General features: G+C 64.9%; 17 protein-coding genes. 9 read left to right on the top strand and 8 right to left on the bottom strand.

Annotated elements, in window-relative coordinates; genetic code table 11:
- Nucleotides 1-151: 151 nt before the first annotated feature.
- Nucleotides 152-1657 carry a glycerol kinase GlpK gene (glpK, locus tag TSA1_RS13335; RefSeq protein WP_100176772.1) on the bottom strand — a complete coding sequence of 502 codons (1506 nt, stop codon included), beginning with the start codon at nt 1655-1657 and terminating at the stop codon, nt 152-154.
- Nucleotides 1658-1856: 199 nt separating this feature from the next.
- Between glpK and TSA1_RS13330 the strand changes: the two genes are divergently transcribed.
- Both TSA1_RS13330 and TSA1_RS13325 read left to right on the top strand, forming a co-directional pair.
- Nucleotides 1857-2960 carry an ISAs1 family transposase gene (locus TSA1_RS13330; RefSeq protein WP_100175217.1) on the top strand — a complete coding sequence of 368 codons (1104 nt, stop codon included), beginning with the start codon at nt 1857-1859 and terminating at the stop codon, nt 2958-2960.
- 206 nt (nt 2961-3166) lie between these two features.
- Nucleotides 3167-4057, top strand: coding sequence for a crotonase/enoyl-CoA hydratase family protein (locus tag TSA1_RS13325; protein ID WP_100176771.1), 891 nt, complete (start codon nt 3167-3169; stop codon nt 4055-4057).
- 31 nt (nt 4058-4088) lie between these two features.
- Here TSA1_RS13325 and TSA1_RS13320 read toward each other — a convergent pair whose 3' ends face one another.
- The 4 genes from TSA1_RS13320 to TSA1_RS13305 all read right to left on the bottom strand — a co-directional run bounded on the left by TSA1_RS13320 (nt 4089) and on the right by TSA1_RS13305 (nt 8660).
- Nucleotides 4089-6134, bottom strand: coding sequence for a methyl-accepting chemotaxis protein (locus TSA1_RS13320; RefSeq protein WP_100181106.1), 2046 nt, complete (start codon nt 6132-6134; stop codon nt 4089-4091).
- Between the two features lie 110 nt (nt 6135-6244).
- On the bottom strand, nt 6245-7222 hold the full coding sequence (locus TSA1_RS13315) for an NADPH:quinone oxidoreductase family protein (RefSeq protein WP_100176770.1): 978 nt from the start codon (nt 7220-7222) through the stop codon (nt 6245-6247).
- Nucleotides 7222-7830, bottom strand: coding sequence for a 2-hydroxychromene-2-carboxylate isomerase (locus TSA1_RS13310; protein WP_100176769.1), 609 nt, complete (start codon nt 7828-7830; stop codon nt 7222-7224). Before TSA1_RS13310 ends, TSA1_RS13315 begins: the two co-directional genes overlap by 1 nt.
- 128 nt (nt 7831-7958) lie before the next feature.
- A complete protein-coding gene (locus tag TSA1_RS13305; protein ID WP_100176768.1) occupies nt 7959-8660 on the bottom strand; it encodes a glutathione S-transferase N-terminal domain-containing protein in 702 nt (233 codons plus the stop codon).
- 133 nt (nt 8661-8793) lie between these two features.
- On the opposite strand from TSA1_RS13305, the gene TSA1_RS13300 reads away from it, so the two are divergent.
- Complete coding sequence (locus TSA1_RS13300; protein ID WP_100176767.1) at nt 8794-9816, top strand: methionine synthase; 1023 nt, start codon at nt 8794-8796, stop codon at nt 9814-9816.
- A 25-nt stretch (nt 9817-9841) separates the two neighbouring features.
- On the opposite strand, the gene TSA1_RS13295 is transcribed toward TSA1_RS13300, so the two are convergent.
- From TSA1_RS13295 to TSA1_RS13285, 3 genes are all read right to left on the bottom strand, one after another.
- Entirely contained in the window at nt 9842-10459 is a 618-nt protein-coding gene (locus TSA1_RS13295) for a hypothetical protein (protein WP_100176766.1), read from the bottom strand.
- 107 nt (nt 10460-10566) lie between these two features.
- Complete coding sequence (gpt, locus tag TSA1_RS13290) at nt 10567-11094, bottom strand: xanthine phosphoribosyltransferase (RefSeq protein WP_100176765.1); 528 nt, start codon at nt 11092-11094, stop codon at nt 10567-10569.
- 36 nt (nt 11095-11130) lie between these two features.
- Nucleotides 11131-11868 carry a competence/damage-inducible protein A gene (locus tag TSA1_RS13285; protein WP_097658358.1) on the bottom strand — a complete coding sequence of 246 codons (738 nt, stop codon included), beginning with the start codon at nt 11866-11868 and terminating at the stop codon, nt 11131-11133.
- 281 nt (nt 11869-12149) lie between these two features.
- Here TSA1_RS13285 and TSA1_RS13280 point away from each other — a divergent pair, with 281 nt between their 5' ends.
- The 6 genes from TSA1_RS13280 to TSA1_RS13255 all read left to right on the top strand — a co-directional run bounded on the left by TSA1_RS13280 (nt 12150) and on the right by TSA1_RS13255 (nt 17693).
- Complete coding sequence (locus TSA1_RS13280; RefSeq protein WP_100176764.1) at nt 12150-13568, top strand: circularly permuted type 2 ATP-grasp protein; 1419 nt, start codon at nt 12150-12152, stop codon at nt 13566-13568.
- Between the two features lie 4 nt (nt 13569-13572).
- Nucleotides 13573-14517 (top strand): alpha-E domain-containing protein, encoded by a 945-nt coding sequence (locus TSA1_RS13275; RefSeq protein ID WP_100176763.1) that lies wholly within the window; start codon nt 13573-13575, stop codon nt 14515-14517.
- Nucleotides 14518-14622: 105 nt separating this feature from the next.
- Nucleotides 14623-15471: a transglutaminase family protein gene (locus TSA1_RS13270; RefSeq protein WP_100176762.1), complete on the top strand. Its 849-nt coding sequence runs from the start codon at nt 14623-14625 to the stop codon at nt 15469-15471.
- A 66-nt stretch (nt 15472-15537) separates the two neighbouring features.
- Nucleotides 15538-15945, top strand: a complete 408-nt coding sequence (locus TSA1_RS13265) for a carboxymuconolactone decarboxylase family protein (RefSeq protein WP_100176761.1) — start codon at nt 15538-15540, stop codon at nt 15943-15945.
- Nucleotides 15946-16137: 192 nt separating this feature from the next.
- Nucleotides 16138-16896 carry a proteasome-type protease gene (locus TSA1_RS13260; protein WP_100176760.1) on the top strand — a complete coding sequence of 253 codons (759 nt, stop codon included), beginning with the start codon at nt 16138-16140 and terminating at the stop codon, nt 16894-16896.
- 38 nt (nt 16897-16934) lie between these two features.
- Nucleotides 16935-17693 (top strand): SDR family oxidoreductase, encoded by a 759-nt coding sequence (locus tag TSA1_RS13255; protein WP_100176759.1) that lies wholly within the window; start codon nt 16935-16937, stop codon nt 17691-17693.

Below are 17693 nucleotides of genomic sequence, written 5' to 3'. Positions count from 1 at the left end.
AGCTCCTCGCAATGACGGTGGAGAGGCAATGACGGTGGAGAGAGTATGTGTAGCCCGGATGGAGCGCAGCGCAATCCGGGATTCTTGCCAGAGCCGGCAGGGGTCCCGGATTTCGCTGCGCCCCATCCGGGCTACGAGGCTCGCCCTGCCGCTACCCCTCCCCCTCGTCGCTCGCCAGAACGCCCTTCACCGCACGCGCCCAGCCCGCGAGCTTTCGCTCTCTTGTCGCCTGGCTCATGTTCGGCTTGAAGCGGTGCTCCAATCGCCAGTTGTCGGCGAATTTGGTCGGCTCGGGATAGACGCCGGCGGCAAGACCGGCGAGGTAGGCGGCGCCGAGCGCCGTGGTCTCCTGGATCACGGGACGATCAACGGGAGCATCCAGGAGATCGGCGAGGCGCTGCATGGTCCAGTCGGAAGCGGTCATGCCGCCGTCGACGCGGAGCACGACGCTGGCCGTCTCCGAACTCGGCCAATCCGCGCGCATTGCGGCCCAAAGGTCGAACGTCTGGTAGCAGACGCTTTCCAGCGCGGCGTGGGCGAGCTCGGCCGGTCCCGTGTTGCGGGTGAGGCCGAACAGCGCGCCGCGGACGCGCGGATTCCAGTAGGGCGCGCCCATGCCGACGAAGGCGGGGACGAGATAGACGCTCTGCATGGAGTCGGATTGATCCGCGAGCGGCCCAGTCTCGGCGGCGTGCTTGATGATGCCGAGGCCGTCGCGCAGCCATTGCACCGCGCTGCCGGCGACGAAGATCGAGCCCTCCAGCGCATAGGTGCGCTTGCCGTCGAGCTGATAGGCGACGGTGGTGAGCAGCTTGTTCTTCGACACCACCGGCGTGCTGCCGGTGTTGAGGAGGGCAAAACAGCCGGTGCCGTAGGTGGACTTCATCATGCCCGGGCGGAAGCAGGCCTGGCCGATGGTCGCGGCCTGCTGGTCGCCGGCGATGCCCGAGATGGCGATGGCGCCGCCGAACAGATCGGGCGTGCTCTCGCCGAAGCGCGCGGAAGAGTCCTTCACCTCCGGCAGCATCGAGCGCGGCACGCCGATGATCTCCAGGAGCTCGTCGTCCCACTGGCCGGTGTGGATGTTGAAGAGCAGTGTGCGCGAGGCGTTGGTGGCGTCGGTGGCGTGCACCTTGCCGCCGGTGAGGCGCCAGAGCAGGTAGCAATCGACGGTGCCGAACATCAATTCGCCGCGGGCGGCGCGGGCCCGCGCGCCGGGCACGTGGTCGAGGATCCAGGCAACCTTGGTGCCGGAGAAATAGGGATCGATGATCAGGCCGGTCTTCTGCGAGATCACGCCCTCGCGGCCGTCCGCCTTCAGTTTCGCGCAGATGTCGGCGGTGCGGCGGTCCTGCCAGACGATGGCGCGGTGCACGGCCTGGCCCGTGGCGCGATCCCACACCACGGTGGTCTCGCGCTGGTTGGTGATGCCGATCGCGGCGATGTCCTTGGCCTTGATGCCGGCCTGCTCGATCGCCTCGCGGCAGACCATCACGGTCGAGGTCCAGATGTCCTCCGGCTCATGCTCGACCCAGCCCGACGCCGGAAAATGCTGCGGAAACTCCGCTTGAGCCTTCGCCGCGATGGATATATCGCCGCGAAACACGATCGCGCGCGAGGAGGTGGTGCCCTGGTCGATGGCGAGGACGAAAGACATGGCGGCTTACCTTGGCGTTTTCCCTTGAGAGGATCATTGTGTCGCGCCAAAGGGAGCGGATTAGAGCGGCAAGGTCAAGGCGGCTCTCCCTTACCCTCCCCTGGAGGGGCAGGGGAATCGCATGTGGTTTTGAGGGTGGTATTGCGCGGTCCAGCGATATGGATTCTGAAGAGGACTCCCGATTCGGCGTGGGGGTCCTATGCGCAAGATTCGCAGTATCTTCAGTACGTTGCCCGATCCGCGTGCACCCAACGCACTGCACGACCTGCTGGATCTCATCGTCATCGCGCTGGCAACGGTGTTGTGCGGAGGACAGGGCGCGACGGATATGGAGGTGTTCGCGTCGTCCAAGGAAAAGCTGTTGCGGCAATTCCTTCGGTTGGAGCACGGAATCCCCAGTCACGATACGTTCAGCCGGGTCTTCAACGCGCTCGATCCGGGGGCTTTCGAACAAGCCTTCCGAAGCTTTATGGCAGCATTCGCAGAGGCCAACGGGATCAAGCTCACCGGCGTGGTGGCAGTCGATGGCAAAGCTGTTCGAGGAGCCTACGAACGCGGTCGCAGCGCCACGCCACTGCACATGGTCAATGTCTTTGCGACCGAAGCCCGCATGGCCCTGGCTGCATGCAAGGCGCCAGGCCGCAACGAGGCCCAAGGTGCCCTGGATGTGCTGCAAATGCTTTCGCTCGAAGGCTGCATCGTCACTGCCGACGCCCTGCATTGCAATCGTCCCTTCGCCAAGAAGGTGCTCGAGCGTGGCGCCCACTACGTGCTGGCTCTCAAGGAAAATCAAAGCAAACTGTTCGCGGAGGTCGAGCGCTGCTTTGCCCGCTCGGGCAAGCGCAGCGTGGCTCAACGACGCGAGCCGAGCACGCACGATCGATGCGAATCCCGGCGCGCCACCGTCATGCGCAACATCAGTCTGGGTACGACAAACCGCTTTCCCGGAGTGGCGGCCGTGGCTCGCATCACTTCGCGCCGACGACTGCATGGCAAACCCGCCGGCAAGCCGTCCGTGCGATATTACTTGTTGTCCAAATACCTGCCCGCAAGACGATTGTTGCAGGTCGTCCGAGGCCATTGGAGCATCGAGAATCAGTTGCACTGGGTGCTCGATGTCGTCTTTGGCGAAGACGCTTGCCGAACCAGAAAAAACAACGGCCCCGAGAACTTCGCGATCTTGCGGCGAGCTGCAATCAATCTCATTCGAGCCCACCCCGCCCGCATCTCCATGCGACAGAAGGTCAAACGAGCAGGCTGGGAAGACGAATTCCTTCTCAGCCTTATCGGTCACATGCGATAGCCCTGCCCTGGAGGGGGAGGGTCGGCTCACATAGAGCGCAGCGAAATGTGCGCCGGGGTGGGGTGACGGTCTCTCCGCGCCCGAGACGAGGGATCACCCCGCCCCGCTCGCGCTACGCGCGATCGACCCTCCCCCTCCAGGGGAGGGTAAGGAAAACTCAACCCGCCTGCCGTCAGCGCAGTGAGAAAATAAGGAAGGAAACCACCATGGCGTATGAGACGATCAAATACGAGGTCGCCGAGCAGATCCTCACCATCACGCTGAACCGGCCCGACAAGCTCAACGCCTTCAACGCGCAGATGCAGTCCGAGCTGATCGACGCGTTCGACGCCGCCGACAAGGACGACAATGTCCGCGCCATCATCGTGACGGGCGCAGGGCGCGGATTTTGCGCGGGTGCCGATCTCTCCTCCGGCGCCGACACCTTCGACCGCGACGCGCGGCGCGGCCCGGTGAAGCGCCTCGCCGACGGCAGGGTCGACTACAGCGATCCGCAGGTGCGTGACGGCGGCGGCCAGGTGACCTTGCGCATCTTCAAGTGCCTGAAGCCCGTGATTGCCGCGGTGAACGGCCCGGCGGTCGGCATCGGCGTCACCATGCAGCTCGCGATGGACATCCGAATCGCTTCCGACGCCGCGCGCTTCGGCTTCGTGTTCTCCCAGCGCGGCATCGTGCCCGAGGCGGCCTCGAGCTGGTTCCTGCCGCGCATCGTCGGCATCTCGCAGGCACTGGAATGGTGCTATTCCGGCCGCGTCTTCCCGGCGCAGGAAGCGCTCGCCGGCCGCCTTGTCAGCAAGGTCGTCGCCCCCGATGATCTGCTGCCGACCGCCCGCGCGCTCGCCAAGGAATTTGCCGCGAAGACCGCGCCGGTCTCGATCGCCCTGATCCGCCAGATGATGTGGCGCATGATGGGCGCCGATGATCCCATGGAGGCCCACAAGGTCGACAGCCGCGGCATCTACGCCCGCGGCCGCTCCGACGACGTGAAGGAAGGCGTGGTGTCGTTCCTGGAAAAGCGTCCCGCGCAATTCAAGAACAAGGTCTCGACCGACATGCCGGACTATTTTCCCTGGTGGTCGGAGCGGGAGTACAAGTGAGGACGCGTCCGGTGGCGTAGGCGAACGAAGCCTACGCCGCCTTGATGGCACGAATGAAGGTCTCGACGAACTGACGCATGTTCTCCGACTGACGCGTCAGTTCCTCGGAAGCATCGAACACTTCGCCGGCGGCGGCGCTGGACTCGCCCGAGCCGACCTTGACGCCCTGGATGCTCTGTGAGATTTCGCCGGTCCCTCGCGCGGCTTCCTGGACATTGCGGGCGATTTCCCGCGTGGCCGCGTCCTGCTCGACGACCGCGGCGGCGATCGACGAGGTGATCTCGTTGATCTCCTCGATCGTGGCCGTGATGCCGTGGATCGCGCTCACGGCCTGTCCGGAGCTGGTCTGGATGGCGGCGATTTGATCGCGAATGTCGTCGGTCGCCTTGGAGGTCTGCTCGGCGAGGCTCTTCACCTCGCCCGCCACGACGGCAAATCCCCTGCCCGCCTGCCCCGCCCGCGCCGCTTCGATCGCCGCGTTCAATGCCAGGAGATTGGTCTGCCGCGCGATCTCGTTGATCAGCTTGAGCACATCGCCGACCCTCTCCGCCGCGGACGAGAGCCCTTGCACGGTTTCGTTGGTACGCCGTCCTTCGGCGACGGCCTTCTCCGCGATCTGCGCCGACTGCGTCGCGCGGCGTCCGATCTCGGCGACCGAACTGGACAATTCCTCGGTGGCCGCGGCGACGGTCTGCATGTTCGCCGACGCAATCTCGGTCACGCCTGCCACGCTCGCTGCCTCGTCGCTGGTGTGACCGGCGGAGCGCCTCATCCCGCCTGCGGTCGCCTCCAGCTGGGACGATGCGGAGATGACGGTCTCGATCACCTCGGTGACGTCGACGTCAAAACGGTCGGAGAGCTCGTCGATGCGCGTTGCGCGCGCGGCGCGCTGCGCAGCAGCCTCGCGCTCTCTCGCGTTCAGCTCGACGCTCCGGACCAGGCTGTCCTTGAAGAACTGAACCGCGCACGCCATCGCTCCGATCTCGTCCGTGCGGTCAGTGCCCTCGACCTGCTGGTCGAGCTTGCCGTCGGCAAGATGCGTCATGGTGCCGGCGAGCCGACCGATCGGCACGGTAATGCCCCGTGCCATGATCGCCGCGGTCAACATGCTCGTCAGCAGCGCGAGCAAGGACAGCGCGGTCACGAGGCCAAGGCTGAGAGTGGCTTCGGACTTCTTCTTCGCCAACAGGCCGGTGAGCTCCGTCACCAGCCCATCCTCGATCCTCTTCAACAGATCGATCCGAACCGTGGCGGCATCGAACCAGGATTTGCTGTCGAGCGCACCAAACTCGCCCGCAAGCCCGCCCCGCTCGACCACCTTGCGCATGCCGTCGAACTTGTCGATCGCAGGCCCCGACAATTCCGCGCTGAACAGATCCCTCGCGTGAGGAGAGGCCACCGCGCGGAAGGCGGCGAAGAAGCTGTCCTGCGCGGCTGCAAGGCCAATCGCCCTGACATAGGCCTGCGGCTCGAAACGTCCGGCGGCGATCGCGCCGGCAACGGTCGCGCGTTCCAGGCCGGCGCGTTCCTTGGCCTCCACCAGATTGGCATGCGCGGCAATCGACCGCGAGATCTCGTCGTCCGTCGCGAGCTTGGAAATGCCTGAGGTCACCGTGATCAGGCGCCCCACGATCTCCGTCAAGGCGCCCGTCGCGGCCGCCGGCGCAATGGCCTGGCGATCGATCTGCGCGCGCAGCGAATCCAGGCGCGCAAGGCTCTCGATTGCCGCCTGGCTTGCAGAGGTGAGCCGACCGCTGCCTTCGCGGGCAAGATCCGCCAGCGCCCCCAGCGCCATCGCGCGGCCCGCGTCGGTGCGGCCGCGCTGCTGCTGGAGCTCGGCGCCCAATTGTGCGCCCTTGCTGCTCAGAAAGGTCAGGGAGAGTCCGCGTTCGCGCTGGAGCTCGTGGACCAGGCCGCTCAACTTGCCGACGCCATCCACGACCGGCTGCATGGCCACCATTTCAGAACGCACGGCCCATTTGGCAGAAATATCGTACAGGGCGAGCGCAGCGAGCGTCGCGAGAGGCAGCAGTGCCGCCAGAGCGATGCGATGAATTATTCTTATCTTCTTGAACATCATCCGAGTTCGCGATTGCGTACTCGTGATAGGATCGGACTGGTAAAGAAAACTCCTTATACGAGTGAGAAAAAGATAGGCGGCACCTGCTCACGAATGCGGCAAGTCGATCAGTCCATCATCAACGCCACGCGGCCGATCGCCTTGCGGTCGATCAAGAGCCGCATCGCCTTTGCATAATCGTGCAGAGGCAGACGGTGTGAGACGTTGGGGCGCAGCTTGCCCTCCTCCGCCCATTGCAGCAGCGCGTTCAAACGCACCTGTCCGAGCGCAGGGTTCTTTCGGACCGCCTCGCCTGCGCGTACGCCGAGCACGCTGGCGCCCTTGATCAGCAGGAGGTTTGTCCTCGCCGAACCGATGCCGCCGGTGAAGCCGATCACCAGGAGCCGTGCGCCCCAGGCGATGCAGCGCATCGAGTCCTCGAAGACCTGGCCGCCGACGGGATCGAACACGACGTCCGCGCCGCGCCCGTCGGTGATACGCTTGACGGCATCGCGAAACGGCTCGCGGTCGTAGCGGACGAGGTGATCGGCGCCGCGCGACTTCGCGATGGCGAGCTTCTCGTCGCTGGAGGCGGTCGCGATCACGGTCGCACCCAGCATCTTGCCGATCTCGACCGCCGCCAATCCCGTGCCGCCGCCGGCACCATGCACCAGCAACACTTCTCCCGGCTCGACCCGGCCGCGATCGATCAGCGCGTGATAGGCCGTGCCATGGCCGGCAAGATAAGTGGCAGCTTCCGCGTAGTCGAACGTCGACGGCTTGGGGGTGAGCTGTGACGGCGTGACGACGGCTTCGTCCGTGAACGCGCCATGGCGCATCTTGACGATGACCTTGTCGCCGACGGCGACGCCCCTCGCCTCAGTGCCGACTTCGCAGACGTCACCAGCGGCTTCCATGCCGGGCGTGAACGGCAGCTCGGGCTTGAGCTGATATTGCCCGGCGGCCATCAGCACGTCAGGGAAATTCAACCCGGCGGCGCGGATCTTGACCCGCACCTCGGCCGGCTTCAAAGCACGCGACGGAAACTCTTCCAGCCGCAGGGCTTCGGGCTCGCCGAGCGCGCGGCAGACGACGGCGCGCACCATCAGGCCGCGCTCGCCTTGCTGCGCAGCAGCGCCTCGCGGATCAGCGGCAGACGGTCATTGCCGAAATACATGTCGGTCTTGTTCACGAAGATCGTCGGCGAACCGAAGCCGCCGCGGGCGACCACCTCTTCCGTATTGGCCTTGAGCTGATCCTTGATCCCCTGCTCCGAAATGCCGGCGAAGAACTTTGCCTCGTCGATGCCGACCTTCCTGCAGATCTCGGCGAGCACGGCGTCCTGCGAAATGTCCTTGTCCTCGCCCCAATAGGTCTCGAACACCGCGGTCGCGAACGGCACCATGTCCGCGGCGAGCCAGATGCAGCCCCGCATCGCCTTCACGCTGTTCACCGGAAACACCGTCGGCGGCATCTTGATCGCAAGGCCCGCCGAGCGCGCCCAATCCTGAAGATCCTTCTTCATGTAGCGCGCCTTCAGCGGCACCGGCTTCTCGCGTTGCGCATAGACGCTCGGATTGACCGTGTTGAAGATGCCGCCAACCAGGATCGGCCGCCAGACGATCTCGGCACCCAGCTCCCTGGCGAGCGGCTGGATGTTGTGGAAGGCGAGATAGGTCCAGGGACTGGAGCAGTCGAAGAAGAACTCGATCATGGCGTTTCCTTTGTTCTCGTCATTCCGGGGCGCGCCTCTTGGGCGCGAACCCGGAATCCATTTCACCAGTTTTGCTGCGGCCCGATGGATTCCGGGCTCGGCGCTATGCGCCGCCCCGGAATGACAGGTCATTTCCTTCCCAGCACTTCCTTAGCCCTCTGCCCGAACATGATCTTGCGTGATTCCTCGTCGAACGGCTCTTTGACGAATTTTCCGATCGCAAGCCCCGCCTGCACCTGCGGCCTGGCGCGGACCTCGGCATACCAGCGTTTGACGCTCGGATAGTCGTCGAGCGTGAAGCCTTGCGCCTTGTGGGTCATGGTCCAGGGGAAGCAGGCGATGTCGGCGATGGAATAATCGCCGGCGACATAGGCGCCGGTCTTCTTCAGCTGCCGGTCGAGCACCCCGTACAGCCGCGCGGCCTCGTCGCGATAGCGCTCGATCGCGTAAGGGATCTTCTCGGCGGCATAGAGCGCGAAATGGCCGTGCTGGCCGAGCATCGGCCCGAGGCCGGCCATCTGCCACATCACCCACTGGATCGTGGTGGAGCGGCCGCGCAGATCGGCCGGCAGGAAGCGGCCGGTCTTCTCCGCCAGATAGATCAGGATCGCGCCGGTCTCGAAGGCCGCGAACGCTTCGCCGCCGTCAGCAGGCTCATGATCGACGATCGCGGGAATGCGGTTGTTCGGAGAGATCGCCAGGAACTCGGGGCCGAACTGCTCGCCGGCGCGGATGTTGACGGGCTTCACCGTATAGGGAAGCCCGAGCTCCTCCAGCATGATCGAGATTTTCCAGCCGTTCGGCGTCGGCGCGTAATAGAGGTCGATCATGACCTGTCCCTTGGCACTTTCCTTGGCATTTCCTGTCGCCGCCGCTGGAATAGAGAGCGACTTTCGTTGTTCTGTACCTCGACGTTAGGACATGGCAGGAAGGGGCGCAACACAACCTGCCGGGAGGGCCGCCATGCTGTTTCCAACCACGATTGCCGGCTCCTTGCCAAAGCCGGAATGGCTCGCCGAGCCGAACATGCTCTGGGCACCCTGGAAATCACAAGGCGACGAGCTTCTGCGCGCCAAGCGCGATGCGACGCTGATCTGGCTGAAGATCCAGGAGGACGCCGGCATCGACATCCTCACCGAGGGCGAGCAGGCCCGGCAGCATTTCGTCCATGGCTTCCTGGAGAAGATCGAAGGCATCGATTTCGCCCACAAGGTCGAGATGGGCATCCGCAAAGACCGCTACAAGGCGATGGTGCCGCAGGTGGTCGCCCCGCTTCGCCTGAAGGATCGCGTCCATGCCTTCGAGGCGCGCGTGGCGCGCATGCACACGAAGAAGAAGCTGAAGTTCACGCTGCCCGGCCCGATGACCATCATCGACACCATCGCCGACCGCTATTATGGCGATCGCGTCAAGATGGCGTTTGCCTTCGCCGAGTTGCTCAACGAGGAGGCCAAGGCCCTGCAGGCCGACGGCGTCGATTTCGTGCAGTTCGACGAGCCCGCCTTCAACGTCTACATGGACGAGGTCAACGATTGGGGCATCAAGGCGCTCGAGCGCGCGGCGCAGGGGCTGACTTGCACCACCGCCGTGCACATCTGCTACGGCTACGGCATCAAGGCCAACACCGACTGGAAGGAGACGCTTGGCACGCAATGGCGGCAATACGAGCAGATCTTCCCGGCGATCGACGCCAGCCCGATCCAGCAGGTCGCGATCGAATGCCGCAATTCCAAGGTGCCGCTCGACCTGCTCGCGCTTCTGAAGAACAAGGTCGTGCAGGCCGGCGTGATCGACGTCGCCAGCGACACCGTGGAGACCGCCGAAGACGTCGTGAAGGTGATCGACGCGGTGTCGAAATTCGTGCCCAAGAGCAACATCATCGCCACCACCAATTGCGGCATGGCCCCGATGCGGCGCGACATCGCCGAAGCCAAGCTGATGGCGCTCGGCGCGGGCGCGGCGCTGGCGCGCGAGAAGCTCGGATGACGGCGGCGATCCCAGGGCCGCTCTGCTAGTCCAGAGCGGTCGGATGCAGCGCCGGTTGATATCCGGCGCTGAGTGCCCGCAATGTGGACGGGGGCGTCAGCAGCATGGGGTTGGCCAGCTCGTGCGCGGCGTGCGTATAGCCGGCCGGCGACCATAGCAGCGGCCGGCCTTTCCTCGTCAGAAAACTTTCCTCGCCCTGCTGCACCATCGCGCCGTCGGGTAATTGCGCCAGCGGCATCGGCAGCGCGTGCAGCCGCTTCTTGCCGCGATCGAGACGCTCGCGATGCAGTTCGGCGTCAATCGTCTTTGCGCTCACCTTGCTCGCACCATTTCCCTTCTCCCATGCCGCGCGGAAGCGGTTGGCATCGTCGCGGCGGCAGAAGAAGCAGGGTCGGTGTCCCGCGGCGAAGGCAGTGGCTTCGTCGAGAAAGAACAGCTCGGTCCAGCTCCGCCGCGCCATCACCGGGCGCCGCCAGCCGCGGAATTCGCACAGGCAAATGATCCAGGCCGGCGAAGACCAGCGCTTTTTCAGCAGCGTCTTCGTCGCGGGATCGTGGATGATGCCGCGATTGCCGGTGAACATGCCGCGATGCGGCGTCGCGATGATCTCGCCGGTGGGCGTGACGCGGTTTTGCAGGGGCATGCGTTCCCTATTCCGCGATCGTCATTCCGGGATGGTCCGAAGGACCAGACCCGGAATCTCGAGATTCCGGTTCGATGCTTCGCATCGCCCCGGAATGACTCCGCCCCTCACGCCGCGCCGTCGCGCAGCGGCGGGTGGTAGGACAGCGCGGTGTCCCAGGGGAAGAAGATCCAGGTGTCCTGCGAGACTTCCGTGATGAAGGTGTCGACCAGCGGACGGCCCATCGGCTTGGCGTAGACGGTGGCGAAATGCGCATCGGGTAGCATCTTGCGCACCATCCTGCCGGTCTTGCCGGTGTCAACGAGGTCGTCGACGATCAATAGGCCCTTGCCGGTGCCGCCGCCGAGCTTCATGGCCTGCTCTGAGATGCCCTTCAGGACCTGGAGCTCGCCCTGCTTGTCGTGGTCGTAGCTGGCGATGCAGACCGTATCGATGACACGCACGCCGAGCTCGCGTGCCACGATCGCGGCCGGCACCAGGCCGCCGCGGGTGATCGCGATGACCGCGTGGAACGGGCCGACCTCGTTGAGCCGCCAGGTGAGTGCCCGGCAGTCGCGGTGGAATTGGTCCCACGAGACCGGAAAGGCCCTGCCCGCCCGCTCCTGTGCGCTCAGTTCCGGTGCTTCACCAGCCATTGTCGTCTCCTGCTTCGCCTGCCGGCAACATCCCCGCTAGCGGGTGATGTTCAACCCTGCCAGCATGTCCTTCACGGCCGCCATCGCAGCCGCCAGCTTCTCCGGATCGCGCGAGCGCACCACCAGATTGGTGTTGGGCTTCTGCTCCTCGTCCATGAAGGGATAGCTGCCGATGATGGTGTCGGGATGGGCGGCGGCAATCGCCCGCAAGGGGCTGCCGATGTCGCCCTCGCGCGCATTGGCGCGCACCGTGTCGGAGAGCATGCGCACGCCCGATTTCAGCTTGGGCGCGACGATGTCCATCATCGCCTGCATGATCGAGGGCACGCCCGCCATGACGATGACGTTGCCGATCTTGAAGCCGGGGGCGAGGATGGTCGCGCTCTGGATCAGCTCGGCACCATCGGGGATGCGGGCCATGCGCAACCGGGCCTCGTTGAGGTCCTGCTCGCTCCAGCGCTCGCGAAAGCGGGCGACCACCTCGGGGTGGTGGTCGATGCCAACGCCGAACGCCTTGGCGACGCTGTCGGCTGTGATGTCGTCATGGGTCGGCCCGATCCCGCCCGTGGTGAAGACATAGGTGTAGCGATGCCGCAGTGCATCCAGGGCCGCGATGATGTCGGGCTCGTCGTCGGAGACGACCCGGACTTCCTTCAGGTCGATGCCGATATTGGTCAGGTATTCGGCGATGAAGCCGATATTCTTGTCCTTGGTCCGGCCGGACAGGATTTCGTCCCCAATGACCAGAATGCCCGCCGTGACGATCTCGCTCATGCCTTAAGTCCCTCACCTGTGGCGCCGACTTTGCCGGGGTAACGCGTTGAAGTCACGCAGTTTTGCTGCCGAAATAAGCAGTCCTCAGCCATTTTTTGAGGCAGGCCCCCGGCCATCACCGACAAACGCTGCCGGTGCATGCTTATCGCGCTGGCCCGGCCCTTGCTACCTCCTACGGAAGTCATGCACTCTCACGGCATGGCCACAGGACGTTGCGGTCTCCACCAAGGACCAAACGACCTGACCAATGGCGCAACGCCTGGGGAGAACAGTCGGGATCTATGGCAGTCGCGTTTGACGAAATGAACATTCCCGGCGGGGACCTTCGCCCCGCCTATCAGGAGCTGGCGCGCTGGCTCAAGGAGACGCCTCCCGAGGCGCTCGAATATCGCCGCCAGGAGGCCGAGCTCCTGTTCCGCCGGATCGGCATCACCTTTGCGGTCTATGGCGAGGCCGAGTCCACCGAGCGGCTGATCCCCTTCGACGTGATCCCCCGGATCATGTCCGGCAAGGAATGGACGCTGCTGGAAAAGGGCCTGAAGCAGCGCGTGCGCGCGCTCAACATGTTTCTGCGCGACATCTATCACGGCCGCGACATCCTGCGCGCCGAGATCGTGCCCGACGATTTGATCTTCCAGAACCCGGTGTTCCGGCCCGAGATGAACGGCCAGCAGGTGCCGCACGACGTCTACGTGCACATCGCCGGCATCGACATCGTCCGGGTCGACGCCGAGGACTTCATCGTGCTGGAGGACAATGCCCGCACGCCCTCCGGCGTGTCCTACATGCTGGAAAACCGCGAGATCATGATGCGGCTGTTTCCGGATCTGTTCGCCCGCCACAGGGTGGCGCCGGTCGAGCGCTATCCGGACGAGCTGCTCTCGGCCTTGCGCTCGGTCGCGCCGCTCAGCGCATCCAGCGAGCCGACGGTCGCCCTGCTCACTCCCGGCGTCTACAACTCCGCCTATTACGAGCACTCGTTCCTTGCCGACAAGCTCGGCATCGAGCTGGTCGAGGGCCGCGATCTCATCGTCAAGAACAACGAAGTGTTCATGCGGACGACGGAAGGGCTGAAGCGGGTCGACGTGATCTACCGCCGCGTCGACGACGACTTCCTCGACCCCCTCACCTTCCGGCCCGATTCCGTGCTCGGCGTCCCCGGTCTGATGTCGGCCTATGCGGCCGGCAACATCACCCTCGCCAACGCCGTCGGCACCGGGATTGCCGACGACAAGGCGATCTACTCCTACATGCCCGACATCGTGAAGTTCTATCTCGGCGAGGAGCCGATCCTGAAGAACGTGCCGACCTGGCGCTGCCGCGAGCCGAAGGATCTCGCTTATGTGCTGGACAATCTTAGCGAGCTGGTCGTCAAGGAAGTGCACGGCTCCGGCGGCTACGGCATGCTGATCGGTCCCGCCGCGACGAAGGCGACCATCGAAGCCTTCCGCGAGAAGCTCAAGCGCGAGCCGGAAGGCTTCATCGCGCAGCCGACGCTGGCGCTCTCGACCTGCCCGACCTGCACGGCCTCCGGCCTCGCGCCGCGCCACGTCGACCTGCGGCCCTTCGTGCTCACCGGCAGCAAGAGCACGACGATCGTGCCGGGCGGCCTCACCCGCGTCGCGCTGAAGGAAGGCTCCCTGGTGGTGAATTCGAGCCAGGGCGGCGGCACCAAAGACACCTGGATTTTGGACGAGTAGTCAGATGCTGTCGCGTACCGCCGAAAACCTCTACTGGCTCGCCCGCTACGTCGAACGGGCCGAATATCTCGCGCGCACCATCGATGCGACGCTCCGCGTCACAGCGCTTCCCGCCGCCTATATCGGCAAGACCAACGAATGGGACTCGGCGCTGCTCACCGCCGGCGTCGCCGCCAGCTTCTATCAGAAATATGAAGAAGCCAACGAGCACAACGTCGTCGACTATCTCTCCTTCTCCGTGGACAATCCGTCCTCGATCAGGAACTGCATCGAAGCGGCCCGGCTGAATTCGCGCTCCGTCCGCACCGCGCTGACCAGCGAGATGTGGGACACCATCAACTCGGCCTGGATCGAGTTGCAGGAGGTCTGGAGCAAGGGTACTTCGACCCGCGAGGATCTGGCCAAGTTCTTGCGCTTCGTGCAGGAGACCTCGCTGCGCTTCGACGGCTCGGCCTACCGGACCATGCTCCGCAACGACGCCTACTGGTTCTCGCGCCTCGGCCTGCACCTGGAGCGCGCCGACAACACCGCGCGCATTCTCGACGTGAAGTATCACGTGCTGCTGCCGGAAGAGGAGCACGTTGGCGGCCCGCTCGACTTCTATCAATGGAGCTCGATCCTGCGCTCGGTGTCGGCGCTGACGGCCTATCACTGGGTCTACCGCGAGACGCTGAAACCGTGGCTGGTCGCGGATCTGCTCATCCTCAACGGCACGCTGCCGCGCTCGCTCGCGAGCTGCTACGACAATCTCGTGCGCAATCTCGACCAGATCGGCGTCGCCTATGGCCGCCAGGGCCCGGCCCAGCGCCACGCCCGCGGCATCCGCAACCGGCTGGAACACAGCAACATGAACGACATTTTCCAGCATGGCGTGCATGAATTCATTCAGGAATTCATCACGGACAATTCCAGGCTGGGCGAAATCATCACGAAGCAGTATTTGATCTGATGCCGTCATTCCGGGGCGCCCAACGGGCGAACCCGGAATCTCGAGATTCCGGGTTCGATGCTGACGCATCGCCCCGGAATGACGGGGCAAGAACAACGGTCCACCATGCGCCTGCGAATCCTGCACACCACGACCTATCGCTACGAGCCGCCGGCCACGAGCGTGATCCAGATCCTGCGCATGACGCCCGGCAGCCATGACGGGCAATATGTGGCGGAATGGCAGATCGACGTCTCCACGGACACCAAGCTCGACATGCATGAGGACGCCTTCGGCAATGTCACCCATGTGCTGTCCTGCGGACCTGTCGGTGACATCCAGATCACCGCCGAAGGGCTGATCGAGACCCACGACACCGGCGGCGTCCTGCGCGGCACCGACGAGCGCTTTCCGGCTGGCATGTTCCTGCGCTCCACCGACCTCACCTCGGTCAATCCGGCGATGGCGGCGGTCGCGCGCCAGTTGCGCAGCGAGGCCGAGAGCGACACGCTCGGCTTTCTGCATGCGCTGATGACTGAGATCGCCGATCACATGACGTTCGACGAGGACCCGACCCACAGCGGAACCGCGGCGGCGGAGGCATTCACGCTCAAGCGCGGGGTCTGCCAGGACTACGCGCATATCTTCATTGCCTGCGCACGTGCCGGCGGCGTGCCGGCGCGCTTCGTCTCCGGCCATTTTCTGCGCGCCGACGGCATGCTGCATCAGGACGCCGGGCACGCCTGGGCGGAAGCCTTCGTGCCCGATCTCGGCTGGGTCGGCTTCGATCCCGCCAACAGCATCTGCGCCACCGACGCCCATGTCCGCGTCGCGATCGGCCTCGACTATCTCGGTGCGGCCCCGGTGCGCGGCACCCGCTATGGCGGGGGCGCCGAGACGCTGACGGTGGCCGTGAAGGTCGACCAGGCCGGCCGCGGCGGGCAGTCACAATCGCAGTCGCAGCGGCAGAGCTAGGCGCAGCCGTCCGGCCCGTCTGCCGTGCTACACTCGCGGGATCAGACCTGCCCCCGCGAGGTACCCATGGCCACCGTAAAACTGCTTTCGGACGATGAACTCTCCGGCGAGGCGCGCGCCGTCTTCGACGATATCCGCAAGGTGCGGAAGTCCGACGTCGTCAACAATTTCTGGCGCGCGCTGGCGCATGATCCGAAGACGCTGCGGCGGACCTGGGAGAGCATCAAGGAGGTGATGGCTCCCGGCGCGCTCGATCCCAAGGTCAAGGAGATGCTTTACGTCGCGGTGTCGATCGCGCATGGCTGCAGCTATTGCATCCACTCGCACACCGCCGCCGCGAGAGCCAAGGGCATGAGCGAGGCCGAATATGGCGAGTTGCTCGCCATCGTCGGCATGGCCGCGGAGACGAACCGGCTGGTCACGGCGCTCGGCGTGCCCGTCGACGAGGCGTTTCTGGCCGATAGGGCGGAATAGACTGCCATCTCCCCCCGTCATTCCGGGGCGCGCGTAGCGCGAACCCGGAATCCATTGATCCACGAACTCTACCGCGCAATGGATTCCGGGCTCGCGACTTCGTCGCGCCCCGGAATGACGATCGGAATCGGGGGTTGGAGCGGCCGGCGAAATTGGCTAGTAATTCCGCGCAAACGCGTTCGGGGACTGGAAATGACCTATTGTTGCGGAATCCTGGTTCGGGACGGTCTGGTGATGATCGCCGATACCCGCACCAATGCAGGCCTCGACAACGTCTCGACCTTCCGCAAGCTGCACATCTTCTCAAAGCCCGGCGAGCGCATCATGGCGATCGCCAGCGCCGGCAACCTCGCCATCAGCCAGTCGGTGCTCTCCACGCTGACCGAAGGCCTCGAGGACCCCGACACGGGCGAGATCGAGACGCTGATGAACGCGCCGACCATGTTCCAGGCGGCCCAGCGTATCGGCCGGGCCATTCGCGCCGTGCACGCCACCGAAGGGCCGGCCCTGAAGTCCGAGGACGTGTCCTTCGACGTCTCCTTCCTGTTCGGCGGCCAGATCAAGGGCGCGCGCATGCGCCTGTTCATGGTTTACACCGCCGGCAATTTCATCGAGTGCACCACCGACACCCCCTACTTGCAGATCGGCGAGCACAAATACGGCAAGCCGGTGCTCGACCGCGCCATGCATTACGACGTCGAACTCTACGAGGCACTGAAGACCGGCCTGATCTCGATGGACTCGACCATGCGCTCGAACCTCGGCGTCGGCCTGCCGATCGACGTGCTGGTGGTGCGCTCGGACGCCTGCGAGGCCGACCTCAACCACCGCATCGAGGCGGGTGAGCCCTATTTCCACGATCTGCGCTCGCGCTGGTCGGCGGCGCTGCGTGCGGCGCATCAGAACATTCCGCGCCCGCCCTACAAGAACGAAAAAGAACCCAAGACCTGACAACCAAGAGACCTTGAAGAGAGAAAAGGCAGGAAACGATGAGTGAAGCAAAGAAGATCGCCGTGGTGACGGGCGCCGGCACCGGCGTCGGACGCGCGGCGTCGCTGGCGCTGATGAACACCGGCTTCACCGTGGTGCTGGTCGGGCGCCGGATGGAGATGCTCGAGGAGACCGCAAAGCTCGGTCCCGCCGGCAAGAGCCTGTGCGTCACCGCCGACATGACCAAGCCCGACTCGATCGCCGCGTTGTTCGACAAGGTGAAGGCGACCTATGGCCGCTTGGACGTGCTGTTCAACAATGCCGGCATGGGCGCGCCCGCGATCCCTTTCGAGGACCTCAGCCTCGATCAGTGGCAGGCGGTGGTGAACACCAACCTCACCGGCCCGTTCCTGTGCACCCAGCACGCCTTCCGCATCATGAAGGACCAGAGCCCGCGCGGCGGCCGCATCATCAACAACGGCTCGATCTCGGCGCACGCGCCGCGGCCGTTCTCGGCGGCCTACACCTCGACCAAGCACGCCATCACCGGCCTGACCAAGGCCTCTAACCTCGACGGCCGCATGTACGACATCGCGGTCGGCCAGGTCGACATCGGCAATGCCGCAACCCCGATGACCGATCGCATGGTCAACGGCCCCGGCGTGCTGCAGCCCGACGGCACCACCAAGCACGAGCCGCGCATGGACGCGAAAGCGGTCGGCGACGCCGTCGCCTACATGGCCGGCCTGCCGCTCGACGCCAACGTGCTGACCATGACGGTGATGGCGACCAAGATGCCGTTCGTCGGACGGGGCTAG

Origin of the sequence: Bradyrhizobium nitroreducens (assembly GCF_002776695.1) — a bacterium.
Classification (GTDB): Bacteria; Pseudomonadota; Alphaproteobacteria; order Rhizobiales; family Xanthobacteraceae; genus Bradyrhizobium; species Bradyrhizobium nitroreducens.
Note: the sequence above shows the minus strand (reverse complement) of the source record. Positions and strands in the feature narration are given on the sequence as shown.